The 20,759-nt window shown below is 40.3% G+C and carries 30 protein-coding genes and 1 pseudogene; 1 reads left to right on the forward strand and 30 read right to left on the reverse strand.

Annotation, left to right across the window (positions count from 1 at the left end):
- Positions 1-31 precede the first annotated feature (31 nt).
- From secY to ACO6HM_RS06955, 28 genes and pseudogenes are all read right to left on the reverse strand, one after another.
- Complete coding sequence (secY, locus tag ACO6HM_RS06820; RefSeq protein ID WP_208428540.1) at positions 32-1,366, reverse strand: preprotein translocase subunit SecY; 1,335 nt, start codon at positions 1,364-1,366, stop codon at positions 32-34.
- Complete coding sequence (rplO, locus tag ACO6HM_RS06825; RefSeq protein WP_208428539.1) at positions 1,366-1,806, reverse strand: 50S ribosomal protein L15; 441 nt, start codon at positions 1,804-1,806, stop codon at positions 1,366-1,368. Before rplO ends, secY begins: the two co-directional genes overlap by 1 nt.
- Before the next feature lie 18 nt (positions 1,807-1,824).
- On the reverse strand, positions 1,825-2,007 hold the full coding sequence (gene rpmD / locus ACO6HM_RS06830; protein ID WP_208428538.1) for a 50S ribosomal protein L30: 183 nt from the start codon (positions 2,005-2,007) through the stop codon (positions 1,825-1,827).
- A gap of 43 nt (positions 2,008-2,050) precedes the next feature.
- The gene (gene rpsE / locus ACO6HM_RS06835; protein ID WP_485379155.1) at positions 2,051-2,557 is read right to left on the reverse strand and encodes a 30S ribosomal protein S5; all 507 of its coding nucleotides are present in this window, start codon (positions 2,555-2,557) and stop codon (positions 2,051-2,053) included.
- Between the two features lie 17 nt (positions 2,558-2,574).
- Positions 2,575-2,943 (reverse strand): 50S ribosomal protein L18, encoded by a 369-nt coding sequence (gene rplR, locus ACO6HM_RS06840; protein WP_208428536.1) that lies wholly within the window; start codon positions 2,941-2,943, stop codon positions 2,575-2,577.
- Between the two features lie 18 nt (positions 2,944-2,961).
- Entirely contained in the window at positions 2,962-3,504 is a 543-nt protein-coding gene (rplF, locus tag ACO6HM_RS06845) for a 50S ribosomal protein L6 (RefSeq protein ID WP_485381268.1), read from the reverse strand.
- A 57-nt stretch (positions 3,505-3,561) separates the two neighbouring features.
- Positions 3,562-3,963 (reverse strand): 30S ribosomal protein S8, encoded by a 402-nt coding sequence (rpsH, locus tag ACO6HM_RS06850; protein WP_208428534.1) that lies wholly within the window; start codon positions 3,961-3,963, stop codon positions 3,562-3,564.
- Between the two features lie 22 nt (positions 3,964-3,985).
- Entirely contained in the window at positions 3,986-4,171 is a 186-nt protein-coding gene (locus ACO6HM_RS06855) for a type Z 30S ribosomal protein S14 (protein ID WP_023353552.1), read from the reverse strand.
- A gap of 13 nt (positions 4,172-4,184) precedes the next feature.
- Positions 4,185-4,724, reverse strand: coding sequence for a 50S ribosomal protein L5 (gene rplE / locus ACO6HM_RS06860; RefSeq protein ID WP_208428533.1), 540 nt, complete (start codon positions 4,722-4,724; stop codon positions 4,185-4,187).
- Between the two features lie 20 nt (positions 4,725-4,744).
- Positions 4,745-5,050, reverse strand: a complete 306-nt coding sequence (rplX, locus tag ACO6HM_RS06865) for a 50S ribosomal protein L24 (protein ID WP_023353554.1) — start codon at positions 5,048-5,050, stop codon at positions 4,745-4,747.
- A gap of 12 nt (positions 5,051-5,062) precedes the next feature.
- Positions 5,063-5,431 carry a 50S ribosomal protein L14 gene (gene rplN / locus ACO6HM_RS06870; protein WP_485372271.1) on the reverse strand — a complete coding sequence of 123 codons (369 nt, stop codon included), beginning with the start codon at positions 5,429-5,431 and terminating at the stop codon, positions 5,063-5,065.
- A gap of 37 nt (positions 5,432-5,468) precedes the next feature.
- A complete protein-coding gene (rpsQ, locus tag ACO6HM_RS06875) occupies positions 5,469-5,726 on the reverse strand; it encodes a 30S ribosomal protein S17 (RefSeq protein ID WP_023353556.1) in 258 nt (85 codons plus the stop codon).
- Between the two features lie 35 nt (positions 5,727-5,761).
- On the reverse strand, positions 5,762-5,962 hold the full coding sequence (rpmC, locus tag ACO6HM_RS06880) for a 50S ribosomal protein L29 (protein WP_023353557.1): 201 nt from the start codon (positions 5,960-5,962) through the stop codon (positions 5,762-5,764).
- Entirely contained in the window at positions 5,962-6,390 is a 429-nt protein-coding gene (gene rplP, locus ACO6HM_RS06885; protein ID WP_208428531.1) for a 50S ribosomal protein L16, read from the reverse strand. The genes rpmC and rplP overlap by 1 nt, the downstream gene beginning before the upstream one ends.
- The gene (rpsC, locus tag ACO6HM_RS06890; protein WP_208428530.1) at positions 6,390-7,052 is read right to left on the reverse strand and encodes a 30S ribosomal protein S3; all 663 of its coding nucleotides are present in this window, start codon (positions 7,050-7,052) and stop codon (positions 6,390-6,392) included. Before rpsC ends, rplP begins: the two co-directional genes overlap by 1 nt.
- Positions 7,053-7,075: 23 nt before the next feature.
- Entirely contained in the window at positions 7,076-7,462 is a 387-nt protein-coding gene (gene rplV / locus ACO6HM_RS06895; protein WP_023353560.1) for a 50S ribosomal protein L22, read from the reverse strand.
- A gap of 36 nt (positions 7,463-7,498) precedes the next feature.
- On the reverse strand, positions 7,499-7,771 hold the full coding sequence (rpsS, locus tag ACO6HM_RS06900) for a 30S ribosomal protein S19 (RefSeq protein WP_023353561.1): 273 nt from the start codon (positions 7,769-7,771) through the stop codon (positions 7,499-7,501).
- 22 nt (positions 7,772-7,793) lie between these two features.
- On the reverse strand, positions 7,794-8,636 hold the full coding sequence (rplB, locus tag ACO6HM_RS06905) for a 50S ribosomal protein L2 (protein ID WP_485385273.1): 843 nt from the start codon (positions 8,634-8,636) through the stop codon (positions 7,794-7,796).
- A gap of 73 nt (positions 8,637-8,709) precedes the next feature.
- On the reverse strand, positions 8,710-9,009 hold the full coding sequence (gene rplW, locus ACO6HM_RS06910) for a 50S ribosomal protein L23 (protein WP_208428528.1): 300 nt from the start codon (positions 9,007-9,009) through the stop codon (positions 8,710-8,712).
- Positions 9,009-9,629 carry a 50S ribosomal protein L4 gene (rplD, locus tag ACO6HM_RS06915; RefSeq protein ID WP_208428527.1) on the reverse strand — a complete coding sequence of 207 codons (621 nt, stop codon included), beginning with the start codon at positions 9,627-9,629 and terminating at the stop codon, positions 9,009-9,011. The genes rplW and rplD overlap by 1 nt, the downstream gene beginning before the upstream one ends.
- 29 nt (positions 9,630-9,658) lie before the next feature.
- Positions 9,659-10,294, reverse strand: a complete 636-nt coding sequence (gene rplC / locus ACO6HM_RS06920) for a 50S ribosomal protein L3 (RefSeq protein WP_485390366.1) — start codon at positions 10,292-10,294, stop codon at positions 9,659-9,661.
- Between the two features lie 113 nt (positions 10,295-10,407).
- Positions 10,408-10,725 carry a 30S ribosomal protein S10 gene (gene rpsJ, locus ACO6HM_RS06925; protein ID WP_485372268.1) on the reverse strand — a complete coding sequence of 106 codons (318 nt, stop codon included), beginning with the start codon at positions 10,723-10,725 and terminating at the stop codon, positions 10,408-10,410.
- 335 nt (positions 10,726-11,060) lie between these two features.
- Positions 11,061-11,882 carry a hypothetical protein gene (locus tag ACO6HM_RS06930; protein WP_485390367.1) on the reverse strand — a complete coding sequence of 274 codons (822 nt, stop codon included), beginning with the start codon at positions 11,880-11,882 and terminating at the stop codon, positions 11,061-11,063.
- A 31-nt stretch (positions 11,883-11,913) separates the two neighbouring features.
- Positions 11,914-12,732, reverse strand: a complete 819-nt coding sequence (locus tag ACO6HM_RS06935) for an SGNH/GDSL hydrolase family protein (RefSeq protein WP_485390368.1) — start codon at positions 12,730-12,732, stop codon at positions 11,914-11,916.
- Positions 12,733-12,734: 2 nt separating this feature from the next.
- On the reverse strand, positions 12,735-13,325 hold the full coding sequence (gene lepB, locus ACO6HM_RS06940; RefSeq protein ID WP_208428522.1) for a signal peptidase I: 591 nt from the start codon (positions 13,323-13,325) through the stop codon (positions 12,735-12,737).
- A complete protein-coding gene (locus ACO6HM_RS06945; protein WP_208428521.1) occupies positions 13,325-14,188 on the reverse strand; it encodes a class I SAM-dependent methyltransferase in 864 nt (287 codons plus the stop codon). The genes lepB and ACO6HM_RS06945 overlap by 1 nt, the downstream gene beginning before the upstream one ends.
- Before the next feature lie 129 nt (positions 14,189-14,317).
- Entirely contained in the window at positions 14,318-15,187 is an 870-nt protein-coding gene (gene fba, locus ACO6HM_RS06950; protein WP_485372263.1) for a class II fructose-1,6-bisphosphate aldolase, read from the reverse strand.
- Between the two features lie 458 nt (positions 15,188-15,645).
- Positions 15,646-16,422, reverse strand: a pseudogene (locus tag ACO6HM_RS06955) (P-loop NTPase); the annotation flags it as partial.
- Positions 16,423-16,761: 339 nt separating this feature from the next.
- Here ACO6HM_RS06955 and rpoD point away from each other — a divergent pair.
- Positions 16,762-17,904 carry an RNA polymerase sigma factor RpoD gene (gene rpoD / locus ACO6HM_RS06960; protein ID WP_485390383.1) on the forward strand — a complete coding sequence of 381 codons (1,143 nt, stop codon included), beginning with the start codon at positions 16,762-16,764 and terminating at the stop codon, positions 17,902-17,904.
- A 75-nt stretch (positions 17,905-17,979) separates the two neighbouring features.
- Here rpoD and ACO6HM_RS06965 read toward each other — a convergent pair whose 3' ends face one another.
- Both ACO6HM_RS06965 and ACO6HM_RS06970 read right to left on the reverse strand, forming a co-directional pair.
- Positions 17,980-19,140: a DEAD/DEAH box helicase gene (locus ACO6HM_RS06965; RefSeq protein ID WP_485390369.1), complete on the reverse strand. Its 1,161-nt coding sequence runs from the start codon at positions 19,138-19,140 to the stop codon at positions 17,980-17,982.
- On the reverse strand, positions 19,140-20,759 hold the full coding sequence (locus ACO6HM_RS06970; protein ID WP_485390370.1) for an aryl-sulfate sulfotransferase: 1,620 nt from the start codon (positions 20,757-20,759) through the stop codon (positions 19,140-19,142). The genes ACO6HM_RS06965 and ACO6HM_RS06970 overlap by 1 nt, the downstream gene beginning before the upstream one ends.

A 20,759-nucleotide genomic window follows, 5' to 3' on the forward strand; every position in this document is an offset into this window, starting at 1 on the left:
ACCTGCTACAGCTCGATATTAAATGTAACTCTTAATCATTTAAGAAACCTTTGTAATGTCTCTCAAGCATCATTGACTCAATCTGCTTCATTGTTTCAAGTATAACACCTACAACGATGATGAGGGATGTTCCACCAAACGATACATCTGCCCCAAATACTCCTGAACATATAATCGGAATGAGTGCTGCAACTGTAAGGCCGCAAGCTCCGATAAATATGATGCTGTTAAGTACCTTTGTGAGGAAATCACTAGTAGGACGGCCAGGTCTGATACCCGGTATAAATCCACCCGACTTCTTCATGTTGTTTGCAATCTCAAGCGGATTGAAGGTTATTGAGGTATAGAAGTAAGCAAAGAATATAATCATAACCACATAGAGTATAAGTCCCAATGTGTACTTTGCCTCTCCCCAGCTGCTGAAGTTACACCAAGCCTGCTGGTTCAATACCTTTAAGATCTTCTCCCCTAAGGTCGCACCTGCACCACTCTTTGGCTGTATTCCAAGGAATCTGCAGATAATAATAGGTGTCTGGAGGATTGAACTTGCAAAGATGATAGGCATAACACCGCCGGTATTTACCTTAAGTGGTATGTTTGATCCTGAACCACCTACAAGTCTTCTTCCCTGAAGCTTCTGTGCGTACTGCACAGGAATCTTTCTAATTGCATCATTTAATACAATTATATAAACAGTAAGTGCAACAATTATTGCTACGATGAGTATTGCTGCTATAACCTTATTGATAACAGTAGTTCCGCCTACAACATAAGTCTTAAAAAGATTTATGATGTCTGAAGGCATTCTTGAAACTATGTTTACAAGAAGGATGATTGATATACCATTACCAACTCCCTTGTCAGTAATCTTTTCACCTATCCACATAAGGAAGGCAGATCCTGCAGTAAGAGTAAGAGTAATTACTACAACTGAAAGCACAGAGTAGTTCTCCAAATATCCTGAACGGCCAAATCCGATTGCCATAGCTATACTCTCAATAAGAGCAAGCGCAACTGTTACATAACGTGTAGCAGCACCAATCTTCTTTCTGCCTTCTTCTCCCTCTTTCTGTATCTCCTCAAGCCTTGGAATGGCTATTGTGAGGAGCTGCATAATGATGGAAGATGTGATATATGGTGTAATACTAAGTGCAAATATTGATAACTGTTCAAATGACCCACCGGTAATGGCATTCAGAAATGAAAGCTGTGTAATCTGGTTCAAGAACTCAGATATCCTGCTACGGTCAATTCCCGGAATAGGAAGCTGTGATCCAAGTCTGACTACTGCAAGACACAAGAGAGTGAATAAAATTCTCTCTCTTATATCTTTTACCTTAAGAGCATTACGAATCGCTTTTATCATTAGATCACCTCAGCAATCCCGCCAAGATTTTTAATCTTTTCTTCTGCCGAAGCACTGTAAGCGTTTACTTTAACTGTAAGCTTCTTTGTAAGTTCTCCGTTTCCAAGAATCTTTACGCCGTCGCATACCTTTTTGATTACACCTGCATCAAGGAGAGCCTGAATTGTTACTTCAGTTCCATCTTCGAAGAGGTTAAGCTCAGATACATTGATAGCTACAATTTCCTTAGAATTTCTGTTGTGGAAACCTCTCTTAGGAATTCTCCTGTAAAGTGGCATCTGACCACCCTCGAATCCCGGTCTTGGAGCTCCTGAACGAGCCTTCTGTCCCTTATGTCCCTTACCGGCAGTCTTACCATTTCCAGAAGCATGACCACGGCCTCTTCTGAAATTATTACTCTGACGAGAGCCTGCTATTGGCTGTAAGTCTGTTAAATTCATGTTCACACCTCCCCTTCTTTAGATTTCTTCTACCTTAAGCAGATACTCAACCTGCTTAATCATTCCTCTTGTTGCCTCATTGTTAGGAAGGGTGTTGCTACGGCCTGTTTTCTTAAGACCAAGAGCTTCAACTGTCTTCCTGTGCTTTGGTATACGTCCGATAACAGACTTAACCAATGTTACTTTTAATTTATCAGCCATTTTATTATCCTCCTATGTTTTATTTACTATTATATCTTAGCATTTACAGATCAGATACGGAAATGCCACGAAGTCTAGCAAATTCTTCAGGAGTCTTAAGCTTTGATAAACCGTTGATTGTTGCAAGTACAACATTCTGCTTATTGTTTGAACCAAGAGACTTAGTTCTGATGTTCCTGTAACCTGCAAGCTCAAGTACGTTACGAGCAGGACCACCGGCGATTACTCCGGTACCATCAGGGGCTTTCTTAAGAAGAACCTCTGCACTTCCAAACTTACCAACAAAATCATGAGGTACACTTCCGTTTTCATCAATTGGAAGTGAAACCATATTCTTAATAGCGTCTTCTTTACCCTTACGGATAGCTTCAGGGATTTCAGCAGCCTTTCCAAGACCTGCACCAACTCTGCCGTTCTTGTCTCCTACAACTACGAGAGCTGAGAATCTCATGTTGCGTCCGCCCTTTACAACCTTGACAACGCGCTTGATGGCAACTACTTTGTCAAAAAGCTCATTGTTCTCAGTATTATTATCTACTGAACGATTCATGTTTATTCCTCCTTCTCTTAGAATTGAAGACCTGCTTCTCTAGCAGCGTCAGCGAGTGCCTGTACTTTACCCTGATAAATGAAACCACCTCTATCGAAAACGACTTCCTTAATTCCCTTTTCAAGTGCCTTTTTAGCTATAGCGGTACCTACTGCAGAAGCAGCAGCTACATCATTGGTATGCTCAAGACCGGACTTAACATCCTTTTCAAGTGTGGATGCAGCAACTAAAGTAGCTCCAGCCTGGTCGTCAATGATCTGTGCGTACATATGGCTATTACTTCTAAATACAGCGAGACGAGGTCTTGCAGCTGTACCTGAAAGGTGTGCACGCATTCTTCTATGTTTCTTTTCGCGAATAGCGCTTCTTGATGCTTTACGAACCATTCTTTTTCACTCCTTTAATTATTTTTTACCGGTCTTACCAACCTTACGTCTGATAACTTCATAATCATACTTAATACCCTTGCCCTTATATGGCTCTGGCATTCTCTTCTCTCTAATCTCAGCTGCGTACTGTCCAACCTTCTCCTTGTCAATACCTTTAACAAGAATCTTGTTAGTACCTTCAACTGTTGACTCAACTCCCTCAGGATCGGTCATAACTACCGGATGAGAATATCCTAAGTTAAGGGTAAGCTCTTTTCCTGCTTTAGAAACTCTGTAACCTACACCGTTTACTTCAAGTGTCTTGGTATAACCCTCAGTTACACCAACAACCATGTTATTAATAAGTGTTCTTGTAAGTCCATGAAGAGATTTCATCTTCTTCAATTCATTAGGTCTTGTAACAACAATCTCACCATTTTCAAGCTTGATTATCATTTCTTTAGGAAGCACTCTCTCAAGTGTTCCCTTAGGACCTTTTACAGTCACTTTATTATTTTCTGCAATATCAACAGTAACTCCTGCCGGTACTGCGATAGGCATTCTTCCTATACGTGACATGCCCGCACCTCCATTTTTATTTTTTTGCAGATTATTCTGCTTGTTATCAGATACTAATTACCAAACAAATGCAAGAACTTCTCCACCAACTCCGAAGCTTCTAGCCTCTTTGTCAGTGATAACACCCTTGTTAGTAGATACGATAGCAACTCCGAGACCACCAAGAACCTTTGGAAGGTCTGCACAGTTAGCATATACTCTATAACCAGGCTTTGAGATTCTCTTTAATCCGTTAATAACCTTTTCATTCTTATCCTTACCGTACTTAAGCTCGATGTGGATATTCTTGAAGCCATTAACCTCATTGATAGCAAAACTCTTTATATAACCCTCTCTTAAGAGGATCTCTGCGATTGATACCTTCATATTGGAAGCAGGTACATCAACCTCATCGTGTTTAGCCGTATTTGCATTACGGATTCTTGTAAGCATATCAGCAATTGGATCACTTGTTGTCATTTATCTAACCTCCTTCCTAATATTACCAGCTGGCTTTCTTCACGCCTGGGATCTGTCCTTTATAAGCTAATTCACGGAAGCAGATTCTGCAGATTCCGTATTTTCTTAAATAAGCATGAGGACGGCCACAGATTTTGCAACGTGTATATTCCCTGGTAGAGAACTTTGCAGGTCTTTCCTGCTTAAGTTTCATTGATAACTTAGCCATGTTTCCTCCTTAATTACTTTGCAAAAGGCATTCCGAATGCTCTAAGGAGCTCTCTTGCCTCTTCATCTGTTTCAGCGGTAGTAACGAAAATTACGTCCATACCTCTTACCTTGTCTACTTTATCATACTCAATCTCAGGGAAAATAAGCTGTTCCTTAAGACCAAGTGCATAATCACCTCTACCATCAAAAGCATTAGGATTAACACCTCTGAAGTCACGTACTCGTGGAAGTGCAAGATTGATGAGACGGTCAACGAACTCATACATTCTGTCACCTCTAAGAGTAACTTTACATCCGATTGGCATTCCCTCACGGAGTTTGAAGTTTGCGACAGACTTCTTAGCCTTTGTATATACAGCTTTCTGTCCTGTAATTATTCCAAGGTCATTAGCAGCTGTCTCAAGAACCTTAGCGTTCTCTTTAGCCTCACCAACACCCATATTGATAACTACCTTATCAAGCTTTGGAATCTGCATTACATTCTTATAACCGAACTTTTTCTGTAAAGCAGGTGCAATTTCCTTATCGTAGGTTTCTCTTAACCTGTTCACTATAAATACCTCCTTCCGTTTTAGTCAATGATATCGCCTGTTGCTTTAGCTACGCGGACTTTCTTGTCACCCTGCATAGTAAATCCAACTCTTGTTACCTTGCCCTTTGCAACATACATAACATTAGAGATATCTATAGCAGCTTCCTCGTGTACGAGACCGCCGTTAGGATTGCTCTGTGATGCTTTCTTATGCTTTGTTACCATGTTAACACCTTCAACGATTACCTTACCTTCCTTAACGGAGATAACTTTTCCTTCGGTGCCCTTGTATTTTCCTGTGATTACCTTAACGGTATCACCCTTTTTAATCTTACTGGTAGCCACTCTTACACCTCCTTATAAAACTTCCGGAGCAAGTGATACGATCTTCATGAAGTGTTTTTCACGAAGCTCTCTTGCTACTGGTCCAAATATACGAGTTCCGGTTGGTGTCTTGTCTTCCTTTATTATAACTGCTGCATTCTCATCGAACTTTATGTAAGAACCGTCTTTTCTACGGCAGCCCTTCTTAGTACGAACTACAACAGCCTTTACAACGTCACCCTTTTTAACAACTCCGCCTGGTGTTGCATCTTTAACGCTGGCAACGATTATATCGCCTATAGCTGCATATCTTCTGGTCGAGCCACCCATAACACGAATGCAAAGAAGCTCTTTTGCACCGGTATTATCAGCAACTGCCAATCTGGTTTCCTGCTGTACCATTACTAGCACTCCTTTCAAATATTAAAAGATGGGATAATTATTTTGCTCTTTCAACTATTTCAACAAGTCTCCATCTCTTTGTCTTTGACAGAGGTCTGGTCTCCATAACTTTAACTCTGTCACCTACATGGCACTCGTTGTTAGCATCCTCAGCGTAAAGCTTACGAGTTCTCTTAACGATCTTACCATACAGTGGGTGCTTCACATTATCTATAACTGCAACAACGATAGTCTTGTCCATCTTATCGCTAACTACCTTGCCGGTACGCACTTTTCTAAGATTTCTCTCTTCCACGAGTATGTCTCCTTTCTTCGGATTAATTACCTAAGTTAGTTAGCCTGTCTTGTTAAAACAGTCTGAATTCTTGCGATATTCTTTCTAACTTCTCTAATACGGCTTGTATTATCAAGCTGGTTGGTTGCATTCTGGAATCTTAAGTTGAAAAGCTCCTTCTTTGCAGCAACCAATTCTTCATTAAGCTCAACCTGTGTCTTACCATTAAGGTCCTGAACATACTTTGTACTTTTCATTATTCAGCACCTCCTTCTAAATCTGCTTTAGATACTACTTTACACTTAAGTGGAAGCTTGTGCATAGCGAGACGAAGCGCCTCTCTTGCTATAACCTCATCAACTCCACCAATTTCAAACATTACTCTGCCAGGCTTAACAACTGCTACCCAGTAGTCAAGGGAACCTTTACCTGAACCCATTCGAGTTTCAGCAGGCTGAATAGTAACCGGCTTATCAGGGAATATCTTAATCCAAACCTTACCACCACGCTTAATGTAACGAGTCATAGCAATTCTGGCTGCTTCTATCTGATTTGACTTAACCCAAGATGGCTCAAGTGCAACGATACCGAACTCTCCATTTGATATAGTATTGCCTCTGTGAGCAGCGCCCTTCATAGAGCCACGGAACTGCTTACGATGCTTTACTCTTTTAGGCATTAACATTATTTATCGCTCCCTTCCTTTTTGTTGTTTCCCTTAGTAGGAAGAACTTCTCCAAGGTAGATCCAGCACTTAACACCAACCTTACCATAGGTTGTGTCAGCCTCTGCAAAACCATACTCGATGTCTGCACGAAGTGTCTGAAGAGGAATAGTTCCCTCGCTATAGAACTCTGTACGAGCCATATCAGCACCGCCAAGACGACCGGATACGCTTGTCTTTATACCCTTAGCACCATTCTTCATTGTTCTTCCCATAGCAGACTTCATTGCACGTCTGAAGGAAATACGGGCTTCAAGATCCTTAGCTATCTTCTCTGCAACTAACTGTGCATTTAAGTCAGCCTTCTTAATTTCTTTAACCTTAAGGTCTACCTTCTGCTTGCTTAACTTCTGAACCTCTACCTTTAATCTGTCAACATCTGCACCACCCTTACCGATTACGATACCCGGCTGTGATGTGCTAACGATAATGATAACTCTGTCAGATGTTCTTTCTATATCAATACTGCCTACTCCTGCATCATAGAGTTTCTTCTTAAGAAATTCTCTAATCTTATAATCTTCTACAAGGAAGTCTGCGAAATCTTTACCGGCATACCATTTTGATGACCAGTCTTTGATTACACCAACTCTTATACCGTGAGGATTAACTTTCTGTCCCATTTGGTCTTAACTCTCCTTTCTTATTACTTCTCGTTAAGAATTACAGTTATATGACTCATTCTCTTGAAGATGCGGTATGCGCTTCCTCTTGCCCTTGGCTGTACTCTCTTCATGATTGGGCCATCTCCTGCGAAACACTCCTCAACGAAAAGGTTGTCGCGGTTAAGACCTTTAACCTCTGCATTTGCAATTGCAGATTTAAGTAACTTTTCTATTACTGTTGAAGCATATCTTGGGTTGTATGCTAATATACCGAGTGCTGTATTTACATCCTTGCCTCTGATCGCATCAAGAACGAAACAAGCCTTCTGAGTTGAAACTCTGGCATAAGATAACTTTGCGTGTGGTCTCATTTCTCTGTTGTTCTCATTTCTTTCTCTTTTGATCTGGGATCTATGTCCTTTTGCCATGGATGTACCTCCTTTCAGTTTTATGGAAATATTTTATTACATTCTCTTTTCGTCTTTACCATGTCCTCTGTAAGACCTTGTTGGTACGAATTCTCCAAGCTTGTGTCCTACCATGTCTTCTGTAACATATACAGGCACATGCTTTCTTCCGTCGTGAACAGCTATTGTGTGTCCAACGAATGAAGGGAAAATTGTTGAACGACGTGACCAAGTCTTAACTACGCTCTTATCACCGGCAGCGTTAAGAGCATCTATCTTCTTTAATAAATGTCCATCAGCAAATGGTCCCTTTTTAAGTGATCTTGCCATGATTAAACCTCCTTATAATCTATTATTTAAGTCCCTTACCATCGCGTCTTCTTACGATTAACTTATTGGACCTCTTATTGCTCTTTCTTGTCTTAAGACCAAGAGCAGGTTTACCCCAAGGTGTTACAGGGCCCGGACGACCAATTCCTGTTTTACCTTCACCACCACCGTGTGGATGGTCATTAGGGTTCATGACAGAACCACGAACTGTAGGTCTGAAACCTTTATTACGTGTACGTCCTGCTTTACCAACATTTACAAGTTCATGCTCAATATTTCCAACCTGACCGATAGTAGCACGGCACTCTACAGGTACCATTCTCATTTCTCCGGATGGCATTCTAAGTGTAGCATACTTGCCTTCCTTAGCCATAAGCTGAGCTGCATTACCTGCTGCACGAACTAACTGTCCACCCTTGCCAGGATATAACTCTATATTGTGAATATTTGAACCAACCGGAATTGATGAAAGAGGAAGACAATTTCCTACTCTTACTTCAGCCTCAGCACCGTTCATAAGTGTTGTTCCTACTGTTAAGCCTACAGGAGCAAGGATATAAGCCTTCTCACCGTCTGCATAATGTAAGAGTGCTATGTTTGCTGTACGGTTTGGATCGTACTCAATAGCAACAACCTTTGCAGGGATTCCATCTTTTCTTCTCTTAAAATCAATAATTCTATAAAGTCTGCGTGATCCGCCTCCTCTATGTCTTACTGTAATCTTACCCTGATTGTTACGGCCTGAATTCTTCTTAAGTGATACACACAAAGACTTCTCCGGAGTTGACTTTGTAATCTCTGCATAGTCTAAACCGGTCATATTACGTCTGGAAGGTGTATATGGGCCGAATTTCTTAATTCCCATTATAAAACTCCTTTCATCTTAAGGCTTTCACCCTAAGTCGCTGTTATCGGCTGCGTGCCATACTATTTGTTAATTATAATCCCTGGAAGATCTCGATATCCTTGCTATCCTCTGAAAGCTTTACATAAGCCTTCTTTGTCTTAGCAGTTCTTCCGTAAGTTACTCCACGTCTCTTTACTTTTCCGTCTGCATTTACTGTGTTTACCTTAACAACCTTTGTTCCGGCGAACATCTTCTCTACAGCTTCCTTAATCTGAGTCTTGGTAGCTTCAGGATTTACAGAGAAAGCATATTTCTTCTCTGCCATGCCGTTCATACTCTTTTCAGTGATGATAGGCTTCAAAATAACGTCATAATATTTAATATCTGCCATTATGCGTATACCTCCTCAATCTTTGAAACAGCATCCTTTGTAATAACAAGGCTGTCATGATTTAAGATATCATATACACTGATGCTATTGGTCAAAGTTGTTGCAACTGACTCAAGGTTTCTAGCAGAAAGAATTACGTTCTCTTCCTTCTCACCAAGAATAATAAGAGCCTTGTTAGCCTTAATATCCTCTAAAACCTTCTTTGCAGCCTTTGTCTTAATCTCACCAAGCTTGAACTCATCAAGCACGATAAGCTTATTCTCATTTAACTTTGTTGTGAGTGCTGAGCAGATAGCTGCCTGCTTCTCTTTTCTATTCATCTTAAATGAATAATCTCTTGGCTGTGGTGCAAATACAACACCGCCGCCCTTCCACTGTGGGCTTCTGATAGATCCCTGTCTAGCGTGACCGGTTCCCTTCTGTCTCCAAGGCTTTCTTCCGCCTCCACGAACTGCCGCACGTGTCTTAGCACTCTGTGTACCCTGACGGTTGTTAGCAAGCTGTAAAACAACTGCTCTATGCATCAGATGCTCTTTTACTTCTACTGCAAAGATTGCATCATTAAGTTCTAATGTTCCAACTTCTTTGCCTTCCATATTTAATACAGATATGTTTGCCATTTATATTTCCTCCTTCCCGTCAGGTTATATTATTTAGTTTTTCTTGTAGTGTTCTTAATCATTACAAGTGCCTTCTTAGAGCCAGGAACAGCTCCCTTAACAAGGATCATGTTCTTCTCTACGTCAACTCTCACTACCTCAAGATTCTGAACTGTAACCCTAACGTGTCCCATATGTCCGGCCATCTTCTTACCCTTGAATACCTTACTAGGATCAGAACAAGCACCGTTAGAACCAGCATGTCTGTGGTACTTAGAACCGTGAGTCATAGGTCCTCTGTGAAGACCGTGTCTGTGAATAGCACCCTGGAAACCTTTACCCTTAGATGTAGCAGTTACATCAACCTTATCGCCTGATGCAAATACATCTGCTTTGATTTCGTCTCCAGCCTTGTAATTCTCAGCATCCTCAAGTTTGAATTCTCTTAAAAATCTCTTTACAGGAACGCCTGCCTTAGCAAAGTGTCCTTTCTTTGGCTTATTAACGAGTTTCTCGCGAATCTCACCAAAACCTACCTGAACTGCGCTATAGCCATCATTTTCTACTGTCTTAACCTGAGTTACTACAGCAGGATCAGCCTTTAATACAGTTACAGGAATTAATGAACCATCTTCAGCAAAAATCTGTGTCATACCGATTTTTGTAGCAAGTATTGCTTTCTTCATCTCTTTACCTCCTGTTAATCTACAGCGGACCGGAGCTCTCCGGTCATCCTAGATGGCTTAAATAGGAGTTTTCTCTCTATCCATAACCCTAAGGATCTTGCTAAATTTGTTTCCTACTTATTCTTCATGTTGATTTTGATTTCAACACCTGCAGGAACATCAAGTCTTGATAATGCGTCAACCAGTTTCTGGTTAGGCTCGAAAACATCGATGAGTCTCTTGTGGGTTCTCTGCTCAAACTGTTCTCTGGAGTCCTTATACTTGTGCACCGCACGAAGTATTGTAACTATCTCTTTCTTTGTTGGAAGAGGTACAGGACCACTTACCTTTGCCCCAGCCTTCTTTACAGTATCAACAATCTTTGCTGCTGAACTGTCGATAAGCTGATGATCGTACGCTTTTAATGTAATTCTCATTACTTGACTTGCCATAAAAAAAGTCGCCTCCTTTTCGCACTTTCGTGAATCATCACGTATTTAGTACGACAAGCGGTGACTGTACACACACCCGGGTGTTTCATAATCATAAACATACTGATAATCACACCACGCCCTACTCTGTAGAACATATTAGTTGTTTTCTGTACAGTGACTTGTCGCCAGGTTTACAGACCTTTCGGCCTCTTGACATTCGCTCCACGAAAAACCCAAAACCCGCTTTTGCAGTATTCTCGGCAACCTCCGCTTCTTAGCTATCATGCCACAACATTGCCATTATACGCCAAAGATGGCGTATTATCAAGCTTTTATTTAATAAAAATATAATTTTAGTTATTTTCTACAATTATTTTTATTATTTTATCAAATAAATTGTCATATATTTTCTTGCTATAATGTAGACCGTCACTAGTCTCATTTTTATAGCCCTCGATACTTTCTACAATTGCATAAGCATCAATATATCTTATATTTGTATCCTTAAGTTCTTCTTTCATAAGTGAATTGAACTTTAGTATGTCAGCCAAAGATATGTGGTATTTTGACTTATCTATATATGGCAGGATAGATATATAGCTAACTTTTGCTCCTGTAGTTTTGGAGATTTTCTTAAGCTTTCCGCTCAAATCCTTGGCATAACCCTCACCAAGACTGTTTACTCCAAGCATTACCACGATATTGCCTATCGATTTCTCTCTCATTTCTTTTAAGACATCAGTCTTATCTGCTGTTGTTAGGGAATTCTCTGTATAGTCAGGATTAATTAACCCAAGCTTTACAACCAGGTCGTCGCCAATCAGCCCTGCTCCTGCACCACTTTCTGCAAGCCAGTACACTTTTCTGTCATACTTCTTTTCATATTCCCTTTTGTTGCGGCTCATAAGATAAATATTACTATCACCTATAATAAGTACGGCATCTCCATGGTTTCCAGGCTTATCACTGCTAACATAAGAGGATATTTCATTCCCATCAGTTTCATTCAATGTAGTGCTCTTACCCTCGGGCTTGATTGTCTCAATGTAGAATTCAGGCTTGCCCTTAAAGAGCCCTGTTCCAACAACATTTTCATATAAGAAAATCCCAAACACATTTAATATCGTAATAATCAAAATGAGCTTAAAAAGCTTGTATCTCTTGTTTTCATTCATAGACACATACCTCCTTAAGCCCATACTTCAATCAATCTTTTAATACATTGCTTACTCTTTCTATCTGTCTTTTCTTCTTACCTTTCTTTTTGGCAAGAAGGGTGGCCTTAGCCTTATTCTTTTCTATAACAGAAAGAATTGCCTTAAATACCGGATTATGCACCTTTTTGGAATAATGAATTCCATCCCAGGTACAATTTCTGTAATTCTTCACCGACTTTGCAATACCATATGCATCTATGTAAACGATGTCTGTATTCTTAAAGCCTTCTCTCGCAGTGCTGTTATGCTCTGCCATCAGCCGTGACTTATCCTTGTATCTTCCTTTATGTACATAGGGAAGAATGTTTACGTAGTAAACTCTGCAACCGCTTTTCTTTGCCAGCTTCTTAAGACAGTTCACGGTGTTCTTTGCAGCCTTTCTACCAGGCCAATTGGCACCAAGAACTACAACAATGTCTTCTATCTTCTTTTTCTTTACTTCCTTAATAAGGTCAAAATTTCTTGTATTAGTGAAAGTGTTAACAACCTTCCTTGGCATTTTTCTACCTAAATGAATTTTAAAATTAGGATATATAAAGTTGATGGTTACGCCGCCCTCAGCCAGCCAATATACTGTATCAGGGTTATCTACTCCCGTACCGTAGTTTTTACCAAGAGCCATTCCGTATGCGATGCTGTCACCCAGTATCAATGTTGTCTTTGGTTTTGCATTTGCGCTTGTTCTTGTCTTAGTTTTTGCCTCTGCTGTTATGCCCGGGAACTGTAAGCATAATATGGCAGCAATCAGCATTCCGCATAGGAAGGAAATTAACTTATACTTAGAGTCCCCTCTCATAGCTCCATTCATATTTAGTTACTTTCCGAGTATTCTGCTGAATGTAAGAAAGTAAAGTGCGGGTAGTATTTAAGCCAAGCCTTTCCAACAATTTTTTCTTTCTTTACATACTTATTATCCCAATACCTTGCATCCTTACTTTCATCCCTATTGTCCCCAAGCATAAAGTAACATCCTTTTGGAACTGTATAAGGCCCAAAATCCCCATTTGGAGGATCGTTAAGATAAGGCTCTGACAAAGGCTTTTTACTGTCATTAATATAGACAAGTCCTTTCTTAATCTCAACCTTCTCTCCCGGAAGTCCTATGATTCTTTTTAGGTAATTTTCACTTTCATCGTCAGGATAAGCAAACATCACTATATCTCCCCTTTTAGGGTCTTCAAAAAGGTAAGCCAGCCTGTTTACTATCAGTCTGTCACCCGGTTCAACGACAGGAAGCATAGAGCCTGTTGGAACTTCTGCATTTGCATATACAAATTTATTCATCAAAAATGCTAATACAAAAGCCAGCGCAATTAGAAACACATAGTCTCTAATTTCTTTAAAAACAGACTTTTTATCCCATTTCTTTTTTTCTTTGATATCTTCTGTATTGTTTTCCATTATTCTCCTATCCACCTTCCCGATGCCCCACAAGGAAGCACCAAGCCATTTTTCTTTACCGGAAGTCCAATCTCTTCAGCCATTACCCTGCCGCCAAACTTATCTGTGATTGCAGTATTAAGCATATAGCTAAGCACTGCAGGCTGAAGACCGGTAGTGTAACTGTTGATAAGGAAGAATTTGCTCTCCTTATGTAAAAGTTCCGTACACTTCTTAACAAAAGGATATACAGCCTCTTCGATCTTCCATATTTCACCCTTAGGCCCTCTTCCGTAGGAAGGAGGATCCATTATTATTCCATCATAGTGATTGCCGCGTCTTATTTCTCTTTCTACAAATTTGACACAGTCATCCACTATGTAGCGAATAGGAGCCTCTTCAAGTCCTGAGAGCTTTGCATTTTCCTTTGCCCAGGCTACCATCCCCTTAGCAGCATCTACATGAACTACTTCGGCTCCAGCCTTTGCTGCTGCAACTGTCGCTCCTCCGGTGTAGGCAAAGAGGTTTAGAACCTTGAGTTTTTTCCTGCTCTTATTTATAATATCGGAAAACCAGTCCCAGTTTACAGCCTGTTCCGGAAAGAGTCCTGTGTGCTTGAAGCTAAAAGGCTTCAGATTGAAGGTCAAGTCTCTGTAATGAATATTCCACTGTTCAGGGAGGTTAAAAAACTCCCATTCCCCACCTCCACGGTTGCTTCTATGGTAGTGGGCAGATGGTCTTTTCCACTCCTTAAGCGTCTTTTCTGTATCCCAAATCACCTGAGGATCAGGACGAATAAGAGAATATCCACCCCAGTTTTCGAGCTTTTCTCCTGACGAACAATCCAGGACTTCATATTCTTTCCAATTGTTAGCAATCCACATCAAAAAACAACTCCTATTTCTAATAAAACAGCCACATCCCGGTTAAGTTTAAGTACAAAATACCCATACCAAAACCTCCACCCTGATGTGGCAAAGTAAATTAAACCTTAACTCAAAGAGTAATTTCTCTTATTCAGCTTTTCCTACTGAACCAAAGAGTTCCATCTTCTCTTTAACTGTAGCCTTGATAGCTTCAAAGCCCGGAGCAAGCACCTTACGAGGGTCAAATCCCTTACTTGCCTTATCCTTGTTTGCTTCAAAGTACTCCCTTGTTGCTGCTGTAAATGATATCTGGCACTCTGTATTAACATTAATCTTAGATACACCAAGCTCGATAGCCTTTTTAATCATGTCCGCAGGAATGCCTGTACCGCCGTGGAGCACAAGTGGAAGGATTCCTGTCTTCTTTTGGATAGCATCAAGAGTTTCAAATGAAAGACCCTTCCAGTTTGGAGGATATACTCCGTGGATGTTACCAATACCAGCTGCAAGGAAGTCTACTCCAAGGTCAGCAACTCTCTTGCATTCTTCAGGATCAGCACATTCACCCATACCAATTACACCATCTTCTTCTCCACCAATGGAGCCAACTTCTGCCTCAATGGAAACACCCATCTTATGAGCAGCTGCAACGAGCTCTGTTGTCTTTGCTACATTCTCATCAATAGGATAATGTGAACCATCAAACATAATTGAAGAAAATCCTGCATCAAGACACTTGTAGCAGCCTTCAAATGAGCCGTGGTCAAGGTGAAGAGCAACAGGTACGGATATCTTAAGATCCTTAAGTAAACCATTTACCATACCTACAACCGCATTGTATCCACCCATGTACTTTCCAGCACCTTCAGATACACCAAGGATAACAGGACTTTTAAGTTCTTCAGCAGTCATAAGGATGGCCTTTGTCCACTCTAAGTTATTGATATTGAACTGGCCTACAGCATAATGTCCTGCTTTTGCCTTAACTAACATATCTTTTGCTGATACTAAATACATATTATTCTCCATTCCGCATCAGTATGATGCTATTAAATTTTTGTTTACTTTAACTGCCCACATTTTATCACAACAGACTATAAATGTAAAATAAAAAGTTTTTAGGCCTTATTGTATTGTCCGTTTAAGAAATTAGCGAGTATATCCTCTACTTCACCCTTAAGTACAGGGACTGAAGCCATTGCATTGTCTGCAAGGGAAGCCCTTAGGTGCTTATCAATACCGCTGCAGATAACCATATCCACGCCTGCTTTTTTAAGTGCAGCTACAGCTTCCTCAGGTGAAACTGCCTCAAGCGTAGTCCTTTCAAGGATTTTCTTACCCTTTGTATCTGCAACGACAAACTTATGAGCATTAACAAGCTTACCTACAAACTTTTCATCCTCATCAAGAGCGATTGCTACCTTATGATTCTCACCATATTCTTCCCTGTCTATGCTGTGGTCTACATTTCTAAGTAAAAACTCAATTGTATCTGCTGTTTCACCAAGTACATCAAGTTCAAGTTCTTCAACCTTACCGTTGTCCATAGCATCCGCTATCCTGCTGTCCATTGGAAGTCTTGAAAGCACCGGAATGCCGTATTTAAGGCCAACATCATCCGTCTTTCCTTCTCCAAACGGATAGATAAGCTTACCGCAGTCCGGGCATTTGATATAGCTGTAGTTCTCAACTATTCCAAGTACAGGTATTTCCATAGCATTAGCCATATTTACAGCTTTCTCAACTATCATAGATACCAGTTCAGAAGGAGAGGTAACGATGATTATGCCGTCAACAGGCAGTGACTGAAATACAGTAAGTGGCACATCACCTGTACCAGGTGGCATGTCTACAAACATGTACTCCACATCTTTCCAGTCTACTTCTGACCAGAACTGCTTAACTGTGCCTGCTATTATAGGTCCTCTCCAGACAACAGGGACTGATTCTTCGTCCAAAAGCAGGTTCACAGACATTACCTGAATTCCGCCCTTGGTAAGCTCCGGCTGTATTCCGTTTTCATTTGCCTCTGCCTTATTTTTTAAGCCAAAGCACCTTGGAATGGATGGTCCGGTTATATCCGCATCAAGAACTGCTGAATTGTAACCTTTCTTTTGAAATATCGCCGCAAGCCTTGAGGTGACGAATGACTTGCCTACTCCACCCTTTCCGCTGACTACACCAATTACCCTCTTTACAGAGCCTTCATTTTTTAAGTCAATAATCTGACTTTGTCCATTATCACGACTCATAGATGTATATATACCTCCATTAATCTCATCATTTTTCATTAGTCTTTTACATTTTACCACTTTCAGCTAAAATATTCAAATTTTATGCGCTGCTTCATTTTTTAAATTTGTATTGGATTTTAGTTTATATTTATGGTATAATTACAAATGTTTACGCTCAAAAATTAAGAGTGAGATTTGAAAGGAATGGTGCTAATGGCTTCCAATGCTAAAGATAAAGAAAGTAAAGAAGTAAAAAAAGAAACGAAAGAAGTTAAAAAAGAAACAAAAGAAACAAAAGAAACAAAAAAAGAAACTGCTGCAAAGAAAACTACTAAAAAAACAACCAAGAAAACTACTATGGCAGCTGAAAACACAAAACCAGAGAATACCACCGCTGTGGCAAAGGATGATTTTTTAACAAAATTAGAAGGACTTCTTCAAATTGCAAAAAAGAATAAAGATGTAATCGAGTCCGATAAGTTAAATGATTATTTTAAGAGTCTTAACATTGACGCCAGCCACTACGAGAAAATCTATGACTATCTCGAGAGCAACGGCGTTACCATTATGAACATCAACGATATGGATGACGATCTCTTTGATGATTCACTTCCTGAAGTTGATGACGATGCAGACCTTGATATAGGAGATGACATTACTCTATCTATAATGTCAGATGATCCTGTGAAGATTTATCTTAAGGAAATCGGTAACTACCCTCTTCTAAGTATGGAAGAGGAGGTTGAACTTGCAAAGAAAATAGCCCAAGGTGATCAGGATGCTTCAGACAGGCTTACAGAGTCCAATCTCAGGCTTGTTGTAAGTATAGCAAAGAAGTATGTAGGACGTGGTCTTTCCTTCCTCGACCTAATACAGGAAGGAAATCTTGGACTCATCAAAGCAGTAGATAAGTTTGATTATACCAAGGGCTATAAATTCAGTACTTATGCTACCTGGTGGATAAGGCAGGCAATCACACGTTCTATAGCGGACCAGTCAAGAACAATACGTATACCTGTGCATATGTCAGAGGTTATCAACAAGGCTTACAGAGTATCCAGGAGCCTGCTTCAGGAACTAGGGCGTGAACCTACCGAGGAGGAAATTGCAGCACAGATGAATCTTCCTGTAGAAAAGGTGCGTGAAATAATGAAGATTTCCGCTGATCCTATATCACTTGATACTCCTATCGGAGAAGAGGACGACAGCCATCTTGGCGATTTTATCAAAGATGATACTATAATGGGCCCTGAAGAAGCTGCTACCTACACTATGCTTCAGGATCAGATTAAAAAGCTTCTTACTACCCTTTCCGAAAGGGAACAGAGGGTACTCGTGCTTAGATTTGGTCTTCTTGATGGAAGAACCAGAACTCTTGAAGAGGTAGGTAAAGAATTTAATGTAACCAGAGAGCGTATCAGACAGATAGAAGCAAAGGCTCTTAGAAAGCTCCGCCACCCTAACAGGGCAAGGATGCTTAGAGGATTTGATTCTTATTAAGTTTTATAAAAAAGGACATCTCCATTTTGGAAATGTCCTTTTTTAATTGACAATTACACTTTTGTTACATAAATTTCAGCCGTCATTTCTCCTATCTTCCTTCTTCACATCCATTAGCTTACCATTATAGTAAAACTTCTGGGAAAACTTGATTCCAAGTGCCTTTTCATACTTTTTGATAAGAGGAAGTTCCCTCTCTGTTATGATAATCAAGTTCCTTCCCACCCTGCCTGCACGCCCTGTCCTACCTGCCCTGTGAAGATAGGTATCGGCGTCCTCAGGTAGATTTACATGGAAAACTGTATCTACATCATCAAACTGTAAGCCTCTCGCAGCTATATCAGTAGCTATCAGGTACTTAAGCTTCCCATGAGAAAATCCCTGCATAGCCTTCTTTCTCTCTTCCTTGGTACGCTCTCCTCCTATAAAATCCACCTGATAGTGGTGGTGGGCAAGCTTCTTATAGGTTTCTTCTATATCATAAGTACCATTTACAAAGATAATCGCCTTCCTTGTCCTTATTGCCCCTGTAGTACCACGAAGAATTTCAAGCTTGTTTCTTTTTTCACAAACAACATACCAATGCTTTATATTGGCTGGGATTTCCCTTCCTCCGTCAGCACTAATCTCCTCTATGTCGGGAGCCCAAGCCCTAGCTCCATCAAGAGCTGCCCTTGTCTGGGTAGCAGAGAACAACAAAAGCTGTCTGTCTCTTACAAGGCATTTGATAAGTACATCCGTAGTCTCCTTATTGTTCTTATCAAAGAGTCTGTCGCCCTCATCAAGCACTAAAGTTTTAACCAAATGTGCTGCAATTTTTCTTTTTCTGATTAGCTCTATTATTCGTCCCGGTGTACCCACAATAATCTGAGGCTTCTTTTTGAGGTTTTCAATCTGCCTTATTATGCTTGCATTTCCACCGAGACAGACTGAATGAAGGCCAACCCCGGTATTTCCTCTGACAAGCTCAGCCTGTCTATGTATCTGCAAAGCAAGCTCTGTAGTAGGAGCCGCTATAATAACCTTGTTCTCCCTTTCCACATTTTTATACTTCTCGAATAAAGGAAGTAAATAAGCCAAGGTCTTGCCCGAACCTGTAGGAGCCTGCACAAAATAGCTGCCCCCCTCAAGCACCTTGGCATAAACCGCCTCCTGAACAGGGGTTGGTCTCTTAAATCTAAACTTTCCTATACCTGAGAGTATCTTTTTATCACTAATAAATTCATTAAATTCCATTACTTGGTAAACCAACTGCCTTTCATACTATGCTTATACACCCTGTAGGCCTTTTTCTTGTTCTTAAAACTATAGCTTGCAAGCTTATATCCGTCCGGATTGTACTCCTCAAAGCTACCGCTTCCAGTAGAGGCCGCTATAAGATAACCCTGATTAAGGGAAGCACTTCCATTCTCAGCGGAATAAGGGAGTTCAACACTGTTTTCAAGGCTATACGTCATCTTCTCCCCATCTACCAGATACTTGTAGCTAAAGGAATTCAAGCCGCCTGAGTTATTGTCAAACACTATCAGATGATACTGTTTCTTACCAAGCTTTTCGCTCTTATCTACATAGGCCGTACTTTGCTTTTTCTGGCTGACAAAGTCTCCATCCTTACTGTAGAACGCATCACCATAAGCTGATTTCAGGTCATTAGTGCCTGAAATAACTCCCTTTATCTTAGGATTTCTGAAAACATTGTTAATCCTAACAATGGACGAGGTGTTCTTCTCACTTACAATCAAGTCATTATCATTAATAAACTGCACTGAGGTAAACTTTAACTTGGAACCGCCTTTCTTATAGTAAGCAGAAAAAAGTTTGTTAAAGTTTACTATCTCCTTGGATTTGCCCTCCAAGATGTCTACCGAGAAAATTCCGTCATTTCCGTTTCTTCTTGACAGGGTTACAGCCTTCCTTATACCAGTATTTAAGTCCATATCTCCAAGTGCTGTGGCTCCGCCTTCAAGTGGAATAAACTTCTCAACCTTGCCAAATCTGTCAATAACGGCAAACCTGTTATTATCAACTGCGTAAAAAAGCTTGTCATCAATCTGTGCTATATTGGTCTCAGCAGCTCCTCCACCTTTTACAAGAGGTAACTCAGCTCTTATAATGCCGTAGTTATCATAGAATAATATGTGTTTTTCTTTCCTGCCGTTATCATCGAGTCCAAATACAGCAAACAACCCATCCGAAAGCTGGGTAACCTCTCTTTCAAGAGAAGCATCAAGAGTCTTCATAGTCACGGTTTCAGCCTCAGGAATATCTAACCTGTACCCTGCTTTGGCTATCATTTTATTGTTTTCATCATAAATGTATACCGATACATAATTTCTCTCTCCCGGTACCATTCCTATGATTATGCCTTCCTGCTCCGCAAGCGGCATACCGGTAGTATTGGTGTACAATGCTCCCTGAAAGTCCTTTGTTTTTGCGTCTTCCTTACCGTCAATTTCCTTTACATTAACCGAATATATGGTATTTACTCTAAATTTGTGCTTAAAATAAATATAAAGACCTGTAGTATTGGTCCCATAAGGATTTACGATAAGAAGAGGCGCATCTACAGTATAGTTCCCCTTTTTCTTGTAATTCTCGATTATACTCTTTGCAGCCTTTTGATACTTCATAGAATATATATCAGGCTTCTTCACCTTAAGCTTCTTTGCAACCTTCTTGTACATATCTTTTGCACTTATTACCTCAGGCTTTGCAAACTCCACCCTGTTTGGTACAGTTGTTTCCTCTTTTTTTATGTCATCCTTCTTAGCCTTTGTCAAATACGCAGCAGCGGCAAGCACTGCAATAAAAAACAATGATATTATAAGTGAAATTTTTAAAGCTTTCTTTAACAT

It is taken from the genome of Catonella sp. (genome assembly GCF_057250765.1).